A 13,269-nucleotide genomic window follows, 5' to 3' on the forward strand; every position below is an offset into this window, starting at 1 on the left:
CGGGGGCGTGGGGGTGCGCGCGGGTTTCGGCCACCCCGGTGGGCGACTGGCGCGCGGGGCCGTCTTGCCGGGCCCCGGGCCGCTCGCTTCGATGGCCGCATGGGCCGAGACGACCTCGTCATCCTGACCGATCACAGCTCGACCGAAGGCAGCCGGGAGGTACTGGCCGACGCCGCGCGGGCCGTCACCGGCCGGGCGCCCGTGCTGCTCGACGCCCGGTGCTTCATGGCCGGCGGGGGCGGCCGGATCCGCTCCGACGGCGGGCGCGGGCTGCGCCTGGAGGCGGAGGGGCGCGTCGTGGCCGCCGACACCGTGGTGGTCTACGAGATCCCGCCGCACCGGCGGCGGGAGTTCGCGGCCTGCCAGCGCCTGCTGCGCGCGCACGGAGCCCGTTCGCTCGGCACCGACCCGCGCTCCTGGCGGGCCGCCACCGAGAAGGACGCGACCGTGGCACGGTTCGTGCGCGACGGCGTCCCGCACATGCCCACCGTCGCGTTCTCCCGGCCGGGTGCGCGGGCCGTCGCCGCAGCCTTCGAGCGCCTCGGCGGCGACGTCTGGGCCCGCCCCTGCGTCGGCATGGGCGGCGACGACGTCTTCCACGTCACCAGCCACGCCCAACTCGCCGCCGCGGCGCGGTACTACGAGCAGGCGGGACTGGACTGGCTGATCGCCCGGGACGCCCGCAACTTCACCCCGGAGGGCGTCCGTCACCAGTACCGGGTGGTGGTGCTCGACGGCAGGGTGGTCCGCGCCGTGGAGCACGTCCAGGCCGACCCGGACGCCCCCTGCAACGAGAGCCGGGGCGCGGTCTCCACCGTGCTCGCGACCGATGGACTGCCCGCCGGCCTGGACCGGTTGGCGATCCGGGCGGCCGCCTCCCTGGACCTTCCGCTGGCGGGCGTCGACCTGGCGGCCGAGAGCGGCGGTGTGGTGTTCGAGGTCAACGTCCACCCGGCGTTCGGTGACGGCGCGCTGGAGCAGGTCGCCGTGCCGTACGTGGCCGCGCACCTGACGCCCGGGCACCGCCCCTGACCTGCCCCGGGGGCACGGCCCCGGCACCGCCGCCGACCGGCCCCGGGCGCAGTGCACTGCCCCAGCCGTACGGGCCCCAGCTGTACGGCCAGTTGTGCCGGCCCCGGGCGCACCGCCCCCCGGTGCACCGCCGCAGGGCACCGCCGCCGGGCCGGCCCCGGGCGGCGGTCAGCTTCGCAGGACGGCGGCCAGGACGGACGGGCGGAACAGCAGCGTCGGCGGTGCGACCAGCGACATCACCTCGTGGAAGGCGGCGGTGACCGCCGGGTCGTTCACGGAGGCGGCCAGCACCTTGTCCAGGAAGCGGTGCTGGAGCTTGAGCAGGGCGCCGGAGGGGGCGCCGGTGGTGGCGGCGAACCGGGCGTCCTCGCTGCAGGACATCACCCACGGGTTCTTCGACGCGGTCGCGATCTCGCGCCGGGCGTCCCGGGCCGTGGCGTGGCCGATGCCGCCGTGCCGCAGGGCGGTCCGGCGCAGCGCCTGGGCGCAGAACAGCGCGACCGTGACGCCCTGGCCGTAGACCGGGTTGAAGGTGCTGACGGCGTCGCCGACCACCACCAGGCCGTCGGGGGAGCTGCGTTCGTAGTGCCGGCGCACGCCCGGGCCGGGGACGAAGCCGCGCACCTCGCCGTCCGGTTCGGCGTTCCGGAGGGCCTCGCGGATGCTCTGGTCGCGCAGCAGGCCGACCTGCTTGGTGAACCCGGCCTCGCCGGGCTCGGGTTCGGCGCCGCGCATGCCGGCGACGCTGACGATCCACCGGTCGCCCTCGACCGGCAGCAGCACCCCGAGCCGCGGCGCGTCGGGGGCCTTGGTCTGCAGGTAGATCGCCCGGTGGCCGAGGTCGACGCCGGCCGGGCGGTGGAAGATCCGGGAGGAGTAGGAGACGCCGGCGTCGACCCGCTCCTCGGGCACCGCCGGGTGGCCGAGTTCGGCCAGCCACTGCGGCACCGAGGTCGAGCGGCCCGCCGCGTCGACCACCAGCTCGGCCGGGATCTCCCGGACCTCGCCGCGCTCGGGGCCGCGCTCGCGGATCCGCACCCCGGTGACGGCCCGCGCCGAGCCGAGCAGGCCGACCACGTCCACGCCCTCGAGGAACTCGATCGAGGGCTCGGTGCGGACCCGGTCCAGCACCACCTTGTCCAGGACCGGCCGGGTGCAGGAGAGGAAACCGAGCTGGGCCGGGTACTGCGCCATCCAGCCGGCGGAGCTGAGCCACTTGAGGTCACCCGAGACGGCGACCCTGGTCGCGCCCGCGTCGGCCAGCTGCTGCCTGATGCCGGGCATCATCTCCTCCAGCGCCCGGTGGCCGGCCTCCAGCACCAGGTGCGCGTGCCGGCCCTGCGGCACCCCGGCCCGGAACGTCGGCTCCGCCGGGTAGCGGTCCCGCTCGACCACCACGATCCGCTCGGCGTGCCCGCGCAGCGCCCAGGCCGCCACCGTGCCGGCGAGCCCGCCGCCGATCACCACCGCCGTGCCCCGCCCGGGGCCCCTGTCCGAAGAAGTCATGACACGTAGCGTAGTGGCGCTGACGGGGCCGGTGGGCGGGCCGGCCGAACGAACGGGCCTGGTCCGGGAGGGTGTTGACGCCCCCGCACGCGGGGCGCACGACCCGCGCCGGGCCGGGTGCCCGAGCGCCCGCCGGACCGGGTGTCGAAGAACCGGGTGCCGAAGAGCCGCGCGCCGACGGAGCACCGGGCGCCGGCGGAGCACTCGGGCTCGGCCGGACAGCCGGCGGGGCCGGTGGCGGACGGATCCGCCACCGGCCCCGGGCCGTCGTGGGACCGGGCCTACGGTGACTCCTCCTGCAGCAGCGCGGCGATCTGGAAGACGTCGTCGCTGACGTCGAAGAAGGTCTCGATGGTCGGGGTGGCCGCACCGTTGACGGCCACGAAGAAGGTGCGCAGGCAGCCGTTGTTGGTCAGCAGGTAGCCGGCCACGGCCTGGCCGCTCACCGCGAGCCGGTTGTTGAGGCGGTCACCGCCGATCGCGCTGCCCGGTTTGACGAACACCTTGCCCTTGGCCGGGCAGTCGGTGGTGCAGGTGGTGGCACCGGAGCCGTCCACGCCGAGGATCGGCAGGGAGAGTCGGAAGGCGTCCGCGTCGGGGGTGCGCAGCCAGTACGCGAGGACCTGGTTGAGCCCCCGCGGGGTGACCCGGTCGACGGGGTCGCCGCCGCGTCCGTCGGCGAGCTGGAACTGGTCCGGGTCGGCGTGGGCGACGTCGGCCAGGAAGGCGTGGACGACGGGGTAGCCGGCGTCGCAGTCGGTGCTGCCGGTGGCGACGGCCATGTTGCACAGGGCGAGGTTGGCGCCGAGGTTGTGGCTGATCTTCAGGATCAGCTTGGCGTACTGGCTGTACGGCGGGGAGACGAAGGCGGCGACCTGCGGGTCGCCGGTGTAGTCGGCGGGCAGGGCGTCCTGCGGGTTGGGGCCGGTCGGGTCGGCGGTGACGGTGACGCCGGCGCGGGCGAGCGCCTCGATCAGGGCGGTGCGCCCGAAGGCGTTCGGGTCCTTGACGGGGGCGGTGTGCAGGACGGGCTGCGCGTCGGCGGCGACCGTCCCGGAGAGGGTGATCCGGGTGCCGTCGGGGGAGGCGGAGACCTGGACGTCGGTCGGGCCGCCCGCCTCCACGGTCCGGACGGTGGAGGTGACCTGGTACGGCGCCACCTGCGGGCGCCAGTCCAGCCGGGCGGCTTGCCCGGGTGAGGTGGGGGTGGCCAGCAGGTCGATCAGGTTGTCGTTGATGATCAGCGGGGTGGGCTGGGGGTCGAGTGCCGGGGGAGTGAAGATCCGGGGGTCGACGATCACGTCGCCGTTGACCCGGGTGATCCCGGAGTCGCGGACCTGCCGGGCGAGCTGGTCGATGCCGGCGAGCGGGTCCTCCGGGGTGAGGGTGGCGCCCGGGAGGTCGTTGGCGTAGGTGTGGTCGATCACGGTGTAGTCGACCGAGCCGTCGGGTTTGGTGCGCCCGCCCATGGTGAGGTCGCCCTGGGCGACCAGGGAGAGGTCGCCGGTGAGGGTGGAGCCGGTGCGCCGGCCGATGGCGTGGATCGGCGTGGTGAAGCGGTGGTCGGGGCCGAGGGCGTGCCAGGCGCCGGAGATCGTCACCACCTTGGCGGTCGAGCCGGGGATGAAGCGCTGGTCCGGGAACTGCGCGTGGATGGTCTCGCCGGTGGCCGGGTCGACCTCCAGCAGGCCCCACTGGGCGTGCTGGTAGGCGGGTTTGGCCATGATGGCCCGGATGGCGGGGGAGAGGCGCTCGCCGGGGTCGGGGGCCGGTGCGGCGGCGGCAGTCCCGGTCGCCGCCGGCCCGGTGACGGCCAGCAGCGCCGCGCCGGCGGCGGCCCAGGTCCGGAGCCGACCGGGGGTCGTCAGTCTCATGGGAGATCAGCCGTTCTGGAGTCGGGGCCCGGAGGCTGCCCGGGCGGTCACCGCCGCATCGTAGGGAGGCGGGCGGTGGTCGGCGGGGCGGGCCGCGCCGGGTGGCCGGAGTGCGCGGCGAACGTCATCCGGTCGGCCGACCGGCACCGGCACTGGCCGCGGACCGGCTCCGGCACTGGCCGCGGACTGGCACCGGCACTGGCCGCGGACCGGCACCGGCACCGGTCGCGGACCGGCCGACGGGGGCGCCCGGGGCGGGCCCGGCGGCGCGCACGGTGTGCCGGTTTGACAAACGCCCTTGCCGTAGCGGCGAATGGCGGACATGGCCGACGAAGACTTCGAGAACGTCCTCACCACGGTGGGCCCCCGGCTGCGCGCCCTGCGGCGCGAACGCGGCACCACGCTCGCCGCCCTGGCCGCCGCCACCGGGATCTCGCTCAGCACCCTCTCCCGGCTGGAGTCCGGGCAGCGCAAGCCGACCCTGGAGCTCCTGCTGCCGCTCGCGCGGGAGTACCGGGTGCCGTTGGACGAGTTGGTCGGTGCACCGGCGACCGGCGATCCCCGGATCCACGCGCGCCCGGTGACCAGGAACGGCCAGACCGTCGTCCCGTTGACCCGTCACCTCGGGGGCCTGCACGCCTACAAGCAGATCATGCCGCCCGGTCACGGCACCGGGCCCGGGCTGGAGTTGAAGGTGCACGAGGGCTACGAGTGGCTGTACGTGCTGTCCGGCCGGCTCCGCCTGCTGCTCGGCTCGCACGACCTGGTCCTGACGGCGGGTGAGGCGGCCGAGTTCGACACCCGCACCCCGCACGCCTTCGGCAACGCCGGGCCGCAGCCCGTGGAGTTCCTCAGCCTGTTCGGCCCGCAGGGGGAGCGGATCCACGTCAGGGCGCGCCCGGGAACCTCTGTTCGGTAGGTTCGTTCCCTGACAGGGAGTCCGTTCCGGGCTCCCGTCAGGCCGTCGGGAGGGGCCGCGAATTATGAGTGTGCAGCAGAGCACGGAGTCCGGCGAGAGCGGTGGAGCCGGGGAGCGGGTGGGGACCGCGGCGGCCGGGTCGCCGGGGCCGGGCGGGAAGGCCGGGCGCAGGAAGCGTCCGTTCTGGCAGGAGCTGCCGATCCTGCTGGTGATCGCCCTGCTGCTCTCGCTCGGGATCAAGACCTTCTTCGTCCAGGCGTTCTCGATCCCCTCCGGCTCGATGGAGCAGACCCTGGAGATCGGTGACCGGGTCCTGGTCGACAAGCTGACCCCGTGGTTCGGCGCCGAGCCCGAGCGCGGGGAAGTGGTGGTCTTCCGCGACCCGGGCGGCTGGCTGGAGGGCGCCCCGACGCACTCGGGCGGTTCGGTGATGAGCACCGTTCAGAAGGCCCTGAGCACCGTCGGTCTGATGCCCTCGGCGGACGAGAAGGACCTCATCAAGCGGGTCATCGCGGTGGGCGGGGACACCGTGGAGTGCAAGGCGGGCGGCCCGGTGAAGGTGAACGGCGCCGCGCTCGACGAGCCGTACCTGTTCCCCGGCTCGACGCCCTGCGACAACGACCCGGTGGGCACCGTCACCGTCCCCAAGGGCAAGCTCTGGGTGATGGGCGACCACCGCAACAACTCCCGGGACTCCCGGCCGCACCACAACGAGACGGGTGACGGCTTCGTGCCGGTGGACAACGTCGTGGGCCGGGCCTTCGTGGTGGCCTGGCCGCTCTCGGACTGGTCCACGCTGCCCGTCCCGGACACCTTCGACAAGGTGCCGTCGGGTGCCGCCGCCGCGCCGGCGGCGACGCCGTCGGTTCCGGGGGCGGTCGCGCTGGGTGCCGTGCTGCCGGTCGCGCTCTGGCGCCGCCGCCGGGGTGCCGCTCCGTCCCCGGTCTCCCGGGCGCGTTCGGTGCTGAGTGCCCGTCGGGGGCGCGACTGAGACAGCCCCGGGCCGCGGGCCGCCCCACCGACCGTGGCGAAACCCCCTCCGCGATCCTCTACACGCCTGTAGAGTCCCCGGGTGAGCTGCACGCGCGGTCGCGTGGCCGCCCGACCGGGGAGGCCGCGGCCGGGGCCGGGTCGGGAGGCGGAACCGTGGTGGAGAGTCGGCGCAGTCCTGCGCCCGCCGGGGAGCCGGCGGAGCCGGACGTCCAGTGGGTGTACCAGCCGGTCGAGGTGGACCTCGGCGGCGGCACCTGGGCGTCCGGGCGGATCAGCGGCTGGTGGCGGGACGACGCCGGGGAGCGGTGGTGCCGGCTGAGGGTCAGCCGCAGCGGCCGGCCGGCCTGCTGGGAGCGCTTCGACCCGGCGCGGGTCCTGCTGCTGCCGGTGGCCGGGCTCTGAACCACCGTGCGGACCGGGGCAGGCCCGGGCCCCGTGCGCCGGGCCGGGTCGATCGGGGCCGGGCCGACCGGGGTCCGAGCGGGCGGTGACCGGTCCGCCGGGGAGCCCCCGCGGGGCCGGAACCGGGCCGGCGGGCGCGTGCGTCCCCTGGAGCGGCGATCGCGAGACGCTGCCGCGGACGGCTTTACCCGTACGAGATTCACAACGGATGAAGGCGTGTGCGATTCTGTGCAGCGCCTCGTGACCCGCCGTCCTTGTCGGGACCCGGGGGCCCGGGGACCGCCGACGCGCCACTTCAGCCACCGGGGACGACGTGAGTTCCGAGATCTACTTCAGCAGCAACTACCGCGACCTGTGCCAGCAGCACGGCACCGGTGCGGGGTTCCAGTTCGAGTTCTACTGCTCCCGCTGCTCCGACACCTGGCGTTCGCCCTTCGAGGCGTTCACCACCGGTCAGGTGGCCGGCTGGATCGGCAAGGGCGTCAGCGCCGCCTGGAACCTCATCGGCGGCAACGCCAGCACCATCAGCAGTGCCGCCGACGGCCTGGCCGGGCACACCTGGGGCAACGCGCGCGACGCCGCGTTCCAACACGCCATCGGCAACGCCCAGAGCCACTTCAACCGCTGCGCCCGCTGCACCCACTACGTCTGCGGTCGCTGCTTCGACCCGGGCCAGGGCCTGTGCCACACCTGCGCCCCGGACACCGCGGCCGAGGCGGTGGTGGCGCAGCGGCGCGGCCTCAACGACATGGTGTCCGACCGCGCCTACCAGCAGGGCCAGCAGTCGGGTGCGGAGTTCGACGTGCGGACGCCGCGCCAGCTGGTCTGCCCGCAGTGCTCGACCGAGACGCACGGCACGCCGTTCTGCCCGGGCTGCGGCTTCCGACTGGCCCAGCCGGTGCAGTGCGGGCAGTGCCACCAGAACGTCCCGGACGGCGCCGCCTTCTGTCCGACCTGCGGCGCCAGGCGCTGAGCCGGTCCGAAGCGGGTCCGTTCTCGAGCCGGGGCGTCCCTTCGGGGGCGCCCCGGCTTCCGGTCGGTCGCCGGTCGGTCGACGGTGACTCGCCGGGTCAGCCGTCCGTCACCCGTACGAGACGTTCGCGCACGGGTCGTCGTCCGCCGAGCGGGCGGCCCCGGCCACGCTGCTGGGCACCGGGGCCGGGGCCGACGCGGCCCCGGTGGTCGGCGCGGTGGCGGTGCCGGCCGGGTTGGCGGCCGCGAAGTCGTGGCCGAGGACCAGGCTGATCCCCTTGCCGCCGGGCTGCACGGTCGCGCCCGGGAACAGCTTGGCGACGGCGTCGGCCGCGGCGCGCTCGCCGGTGCCGTACTCGACGACCGTGGCCGCCCGCGGCCGGCCGGGCGCGTTGCCGACGGTGGTGACGGTGTAGCCGGCGCCCTTGACGGTCTCCGCGGCCTTGCCGCCGAGCCCGGCCGCGCCGGTGCCGTTCAGCACCGTGACCTTCACCTCGGCGGGCTTGACCTCGCCGCTCCCGGCGGCGGCGTCCGGGGAGGCGTCGGGGGTCGCGCTGCCCGGGGCGGTGGGCGCGGCCGATTCGCCGGCGGCCGGGGCGGCGGCGCTGGCGTCCTGCCCGTCCAGGGTGCGGTCGGCCTTGAGCGCGGCCCAGAGCTGGTCCACGTCGGGGTGGACCAGGGCGACCCGGGGGCCCTCGTAACGCCACGGTGTGGTCACGAACTTGACGTCGTGCAGGTCCACGTCCTTGACGGACATGGCGAAGGAGAGCAGCTTCGCGGCCGAACCGAGGTCCGGGTCGACGGTCAGCGACTTGGTGGCGGCGTCGGCCAGCGGGAGCAGCGTGGTCGGGTCCATGCCGCCCGCCTTGACCTGCTTGATGAGCGAGGAGAGGAAGGCCTGCTGGCGCTTGGTGCGGCCGATGTCCGAACCGTCGCCGATGCCGTGCCGGATCCGTACGTAGTCGAGCGCGGACTGCCCCTCGACCTTCTGCCTGCCCTTGGGGTACAGCAGTTTGCCCTTGCGGCCGAGGTTCGGGTTGAGGTCGCCCTCGTGGACGTCGTTCGGCAGGCAGACCTCGACGCCGCCGACCGCCTTGGTCATCGAGGCGAAGCCGTTGAAGTCCACCACGATGGTGTGGTCGACGCGCAGGTTGGTCAGCTTCTCGACGGCGTTCTGGGTGCAGGCGGGGTTGCCCTGTTCGGTGTCGCCGACCGAGAAGGCGCTGTTGAACATCACATTGGTCTGCTCCTTGGTCCACTTGCCGTTCGGGAGCTTGCACGGCGGGATCGTGACCAGGGAGTCGCGGGGGATCGACACACCGGTCGCGTGCCGGTGGTCGGCGTAGACGTGCAGCAGGATCGCGGTGTCCGACCGGGCGCCGCCGTCCCCGCCGCCGCCGAGGTCGCTGTTGCCGTTCCCCCGGCTGTCGGACCCGATCAGCAGGATGTTGACCGGGGTGCGGCCCTGGGCGTCCGGGGCCGCGGCGGCCGGGCGGTCCTTGCTGACGGCGTCGCCGTCGAAGGTGGTGATGTTGCCGTTCAGCCGGTAGTAGACGGCACAGCCGCCGAGGACGAGGAGGGCGGTGCAGCCGGCGGTCACCCAGAGCACCTTCTGCTTGGTGCTGCGCCCGGGCTTCGGCTTCGCCCGGCTCGCGGGGCGGCCCGCCGGGGGGCCCTCGGTGGACCGGCGGGGTGGCGGTGGGCCGTCGCCGGAGCGGCGCGGTGGGCTGTCGGTGGCCCGGCGCGGCGATTTTTCGGCTTCGCGGGAACCCCTGCGACCAGCCACGTCGTCATCCTCCACAGTTGCCACGAGACCCCCGTCGGAGCGGCGGGCGTGCGTGGCCGGGGCCGGAGCCGATCCGGGCAGGCCCGTCGCTAAACTTTTACACCGCTGTAGAACTTCAGTGGAGCATACTAGGCGCAGATGAGAAAACCACCTGGTCAGACCAACGGATTCGGTCGGCCGGGCTCCTCCGCGCTGCTCGGAACACGTACGAGGAGCACGATGACTCACCGGATCGCACGTTCGATAGCCGGCGCCCTGGTGGCACTGCTGGCCGCCGCCGGCCTCACCGCCGCGGCGTCGAGCGCGACGGCGGTGGCCGCACCCCGGGCCGTCGCGGCCACCGCCCCCGGCCAGGCACCCGTCGCACCGGCGGCGGGCCGGGCGGCCCCCGCCGCGCCCGCGGCCCCCGCCGTCCAGGCCGTGGCCGCCGGCGCCCGCAGCGTTCAGGCCGCGCCGGTGGCGCACCTCGCCGCCAAGGACAAGAAGAAGTCCGGCTTCTTCGCCAAGCTCGGCAAGTTCCTGATCGTCGTGGTGATCCTGATCATCCTCTTCTTCGTCCTGCTGATCGTCGGCATCGTCTACGCCGCCAAGCGGATCTTCGGCCGTCGCAAGTGACGTGCAGGTGCGTCGACTGGTGCGCAGACTGGTGCGCCGACGTCACGGCGCGACGGCGCGCTCCCGCGTCGAGTCGTCGACGCGCTGAGTCGTCGATGCGCTGATGCGTCGACGGGTCGACGGGTCGACAGGTCGATGCGCTGACGCCCCCCACCGCCCCGGTGCCGCTCTGACGGCGCCGGGGCGGTCGGCGTCCCGGCGCCGCCCCCGGGCGGAGTCAGCGGGGCCTGGGCCGGGCGGCGAGGAGGGCGATGTCGTCCTCGGCATTGCCGCCCGGGGCGCCGGTGGCGGGGGGCGCGAGGGCCTGCAGGACGGCGTCGAGGAGGTCGTCGAGGTCGCCGGCCGCGGGGAGACGGAGGGCGGCGAGGCGTTCCAGCGACGTGTCGATGTCCTCGTCGCGGCGTTCCACCAGGCCGTCCGTGTAGAGGAGCAGGGTCTGGTCGGCGGTGAGCGGGTGGGTGGTCTGCTCGTAGCCGCCCAGGCCGGTGCCGAGCGGCGGGCCGGTCGGGACCTCCAGCAGTTCGGTGGGGCGGTCGGGCGTGATCAGGGCGGGCGGGAGGTGGCCGGCACTGGAGAGCGTCCAGCGGCCGCGGCCCGGGTCGGCGAGGACCAGCAGGCAGGTGGCCGGCCGGGCGCTCTCGATGGCGGAGATGACGGTGTCGAGCTGGCGCAGGATCCGGTGCGGGGGGAGGTCCATCCCGGCGACGTCGCGCAGCGTGGAGCGGTAGTGGCTCATGTCGACGGCGGCCTCGACGCCGTGCCCCATGACGTCGCCCATCGCGAGCAGGGTGCGGCCGAACGGCAGCCGGACCGTCTCGTACCAGTCGCCGCCGACCACCGAGCTGCTGCCGGAGGGCAGGTAGCGGGAGGCGAGGCCCAGGTTCTGGTGGGGGTTGCCGGGCTCGCTGAGCAGGGCCCGCTGGAGTTCCAGGGCGATGCCCTGGGAGCGGGTGTAGCGGCGGGCGTTGTCGATCCCGGTGGCGGCGCGGGCGGCGAGGTCGCCGAGCAGCGCGGCCTCGTCCGGGGTGTAGGCCGGCCCGGCCGCGGTGCGGCCGAGGGTGAGCAGGCCGATGAGGCGGCCGCGGGCGGACAGCGGGAGGACGAGCAGCGAGCCGATCCCGGCCGGGGCGGGATCGGCGGGCCCGGCCTCGGTGAGGACGGCGATGCCGCCGGCGAGGCTGCGGGCGGCCGCCGAGCCCTCCGGCTGGCGGACCGACTCGCCGGGCCCGGCGAGGTCGGCGAGGGCGGGGCCCAGCGCCGGGACGGACTGGACGGCCGCCCGGTGGAGGCGCCGCGGGACGCCGTGGCCGGGGCGGGCGGGTTCCGCGTCGGGCGGCAGGACGTCGACGGTGGCGAGGTCGGCGAAGGCGGGCACCGCGAACGCGGCGAGTTCGGCGCAGGTGGCGCCGACGTCGAGGGTGGTGCCGATGCGTTCGGCGGCCGCGTCGAGCAGGGCGAGCCGGGCGCGGGCCCGTTCGAGCTCGCGCAGCTGCTCGCGGGCCGGGTCCGGGTCGTCGAGGACGACGACCACGACGCCGGTGGTCCGCCCGGCGCGTTCGAGCGCCCGGTAGCGCACCCGCAGGCCGGGCGGTACGGGGGAGCCGGGTCCGTCGGGGCCGCCGGTGGCGTGTTCGCGGTCCCGTCCGTCGGTGAGGACGCCGTGCAGGGTCGCGGCGGCCGGGCCGAAGGGGGTGGCGCCGGCGGGGCGGCCCAGCAGGTCGGCGCGGCGCAGGCCGGTGACGGTGGTGAAGGCGGCGTTGAGGTACTGCCAGCGCAGCTCGTCGTCGAGCAGGGCTACGCCGATCGGGGCGGTGGCGAGGAGGTCGCGGAGGAGGTCCGGGCTGTCGCTGTCGGTCATCGCGCCGTGGCTCGCCGCGAGCGCCGCCGCTGCCGTGAGTGACCGGGTGTCCGGTGTCGCGGACTGGGCGCCTTCTGCTCGGTTGCCGTGCCGGGACTGCATACGCCCATGATCACGCGCCGGGGCGCGCCACGCCCACAAGAGGGTGAAACCTTGACCGTCCGGGGCCGTCGCGGTAGGGGGCGGCACAGGTGTTTGCGTGTGCGCGCACACAAATGTAGAGTGTGTGCACACGCACACATCCCTGCCTGGGGCGACGCACCCCGGGCCGCCCGAGGAGAGACCCGCATGGACACCGCCGCCGCCACCCCGATCGTCCTCATCACCGGCACCTCCTCCGGGATCGGCCTCGCCGCCGCCGTGGCCGCCGCCCGGGCCGGCTACGGCGTCGTCGCCACCATGCGCGACACCGCGCGGGCCGAGGCGCTGCGCCACGCCGCCGTCGAGGCCGGCGTCGGCGAGCGGATCGAGATCGAGCGGCTGGACGTCACCGACCCGGCGTCCGTCGCCACCTGCCTGGAGACCGTCCTCGCCCGGCACGGCCGGCTGGACGCGGTGGTCAACAACGCGGGCGCCGGATACGTCGGCACCATCGAGCAGGACGGCATGGCGCCCGTGCGGTCCACCATGGAGGTGAACTTCTTCGGCGTCGTCGAGGTCACCCGGGCCGCCCTGCCGCACCTGCGGGCCACCGGCGGCCGGGTGATCACCGTGACCAGCGTCGGCGGCGTGGTCGGGCAGCCCTTCAACGAGGCGTACTGCGCGGCCAAGTTCGCCGTCGAGGGCTTCATGGAGGCGCTCGCCCCCGTCGCCGCGACCGTCGGCGTGCACGTCACCGTCGTCGAACCGGGCGCGGTGGCCAGCGAGTTCATCGGCAACCAGGCCATCGACCTGCCCGCACTGCTCGCCGCGGCCGGTCCGTACGCCCCGGCCCTGCAGGCGTACGTCGACCGGACCATGAAGGCCTTCGGCCAGGCCCAGACCCCGGAGGAGGCGGCCGAGCCGATCGTCGCCGCGCTGACCGCCGAGCGGCCGCCGGCGCGGGTGCAGACCTCCGAGCGGGCCCGCGCCTTCGTGGGTGCCAAGCTCGCCGACCTGGACGGCTCGGCGGTGCAGACGATGACGGGCGGCTGGGTGGCCTGACGGCCGGCCGGGACGGTGGAGCCGGGCCGGTCGGCCGCCCGGCCGTGGCGGGCGGGGCCCGGCCCGGCGGCAGGCGCTTCCGTGGCGGGTGCGGGGCCGGCCCGGCCGGGCGCGGTCGGACCGGGTCGCGCGTCGTCGCGCCCGTCCGGCCGCCGGGCCCGCGGCGGGC

Annotated in this window: 11 protein-coding genes; 7 read left to right on the top strand and 4 right to left on the bottom strand. The window is 75.3% G+C overall.

Annotated elements, in window-relative coordinates; translation table 11 throughout:
• Positions 1–99 precede the first annotated feature (99 nt).
• Positions 100–1,032, top strand: a complete 933-nt coding sequence (locus tag ACFYUY_RS12485; protein ID WP_360206063.1) for an alpha-L-glutamate ligase — start codon at positions 100–102, stop codon at positions 1,030–1,032.
• A 168-nt stretch (positions 1,033–1,200) separates the two neighbouring features.
• Here ACFYUY_RS12485 and ACFYUY_RS12490 read toward each other — a convergent pair whose 3' ends face one another.
• Entirely contained in the window at positions 1,201–2,538 is a 1,338-nt protein-coding gene (locus tag ACFYUY_RS12490) for an FAD-dependent monooxygenase (RefSeq protein ID WP_360206060.1), read from the bottom strand.
• 281 nt (positions 2,539–2,819) lie between these two features.
• Positions 2,820–4,412 (bottom strand): D-alanyl-D-alanine carboxypeptidase/D-alanyl-D-alanine-endopeptidase, encoded by a 1,593-nt coding sequence (dacB, locus tag ACFYUY_RS12495; protein ID WP_387900329.1) that lies wholly within the window; start codon positions 4,410–4,412, stop codon positions 2,820–2,822.
• Between the two features lie 322 nt (positions 4,413–4,734).
• Here dacB and ACFYUY_RS12500 point away from each other — a divergent pair, with 322 nt between their 5' ends.
• The 4 genes from ACFYUY_RS12500 to ACFYUY_RS12515 all read left to right on the top strand — a co-directional run bounded on the left by ACFYUY_RS12500 (position 4,735) and on the right by ACFYUY_RS12515 (position 7,699).
• Positions 4,735–5,331, top strand: coding sequence for a helix-turn-helix transcriptional regulator (locus ACFYUY_RS12500; protein ID WP_360206054.1), 597 nt, complete (start codon positions 4,735–4,737; stop codon positions 5,329–5,331).
• 64 nt (positions 5,332–5,395) lie between these two features.
• Positions 5,396–6,322: a signal peptidase I gene (gene lepB, locus ACFYUY_RS12505; protein WP_360206052.1), complete on the top strand. Its 927-nt coding sequence runs from the start codon at positions 5,396–5,398 to the stop codon at positions 6,320–6,322.
• 155 nt (positions 6,323–6,477) lie between these two features.
• Complete coding sequence (locus tag ACFYUY_RS12510; protein WP_360206049.1) at positions 6,478–6,726, top strand: hypothetical protein; 249 nt, start codon at positions 6,478–6,480, stop codon at positions 6,724–6,726.
• A 313-nt stretch (positions 6,727–7,039) separates the two neighbouring features.
• Positions 7,040–7,699, top strand: a complete 660-nt coding sequence (locus tag ACFYUY_RS12515; protein WP_360206046.1) for a zinc ribbon domain-containing protein — start codon at positions 7,040–7,042, stop codon at positions 7,697–7,699.
• Positions 7,700–7,807: 108 nt separating this feature from the next.
• Here ACFYUY_RS12515 and ACFYUY_RS12520 read toward each other — a convergent pair whose 3' ends face one another.
• Positions 7,808–9,298 (bottom strand): LCP family protein, encoded by a 1,491-nt coding sequence (locus ACFYUY_RS12520; protein ID WP_387900332.1) that lies wholly within the window; start codon positions 9,296–9,298, stop codon positions 7,808–7,810.
• 405 nt (positions 9,299–9,703) lie between these two features.
• On the opposite strand from ACFYUY_RS12520, the gene ACFYUY_RS12525 reads away from it, so the two are divergent.
• Complete coding sequence (locus ACFYUY_RS12525; RefSeq protein WP_387900334.1) at positions 9,704–10,099, top strand: hypothetical protein; 396 nt, start codon at positions 9,704–9,706, stop codon at positions 10,097–10,099.
• Between the two features lie 217 nt (positions 10,100–10,316).
• On the opposite strand, the gene ACFYUY_RS12530 is transcribed toward ACFYUY_RS12525, so the two are convergent.
• Positions 10,317–11,957 (bottom strand): SpoIIE family protein phosphatase, encoded by a 1,641-nt coding sequence (locus ACFYUY_RS12530; RefSeq protein WP_387900336.1) that lies wholly within the window; start codon positions 11,955–11,957, stop codon positions 10,317–10,319.
• A gap of 288 nt (positions 11,958–12,245) precedes the next feature.
• On the opposite strand from ACFYUY_RS12530, the gene ACFYUY_RS12535 reads away from it, so the two are divergent.
• Positions 12,246–13,100, top strand: coding sequence for an SDR family oxidoreductase (locus ACFYUY_RS12535; protein WP_387900338.1), 855 nt, complete (start codon positions 12,246–12,248; stop codon positions 13,098–13,100).
• Positions 13,101–13,269 lie beyond the last annotated feature (169 nt).

It is taken from the genome of Kitasatospora sp. NPDC004745, from assembly GCF_042873275.1.
GTDB lineage: Bacteria > Actinomycetota > Actinomycetes > Streptomycetales > Streptomycetaceae > Kitasatospora.

What these genes read in the sequence shown, in the direction of transcription:
- ACFYUY_RS12485 (WP_360206063.1), top strand. Translation starts at nt 100, where the DNA reads ATGGGCCGAGACGACCTCGTCATCCTGACCGATCACAGCTCGACCGAA.
- ACFYUY_RS12490 (WP_360206060.1), bottom strand. Translation starts at nt 2,538, where the DNA reads ATGACTTCTTCGGACAGGGGCCCCGGGCGGGGCACGGCGGTGGTGATC.
- dacB (WP_387900329.1), bottom strand. Translation starts at nt 4,412, where the DNA reads ATGAGACTGACGACCCCCGGTCGGCTCCGGACCTGGGCCGCCGCCGGC.
- ACFYUY_RS12500 (WP_360206054.1), top strand. Translation starts at nt 4,735, where the DNA reads ATGGCCGACGAAGACTTCGAGAACGTCCTCACCACGGTGGGCCCCCGG.
- lepB (WP_360206052.1), top strand. Translation starts at nt 5,396, where the DNA reads ATGAGTGTGCAGCAGAGCACGGAGTCCGGCGAGAGCGGTGGAGCCGGG.
- ACFYUY_RS12525 (WP_387900334.1), top strand. Translation starts at nt 9,704, where the DNA reads ATGACTCACCGGATCGCACGTTCGATAGCCGGCGCCCTGGTGGCACTG.
- ACFYUY_RS12530 (WP_387900336.1), bottom strand. Translation starts at nt 11,957, where the DNA reads ATGACCGACAGCGACAGCCCGGACCTCCTCCGCGACCTCCTCGCCACC.
- ACFYUY_RS12535 (WP_387900338.1), top strand. Translation starts at nt 12,246, where the DNA reads ATGGACACCGCCGCCGCCACCCCGATCGTCCTCATCACCGGCACCTCC.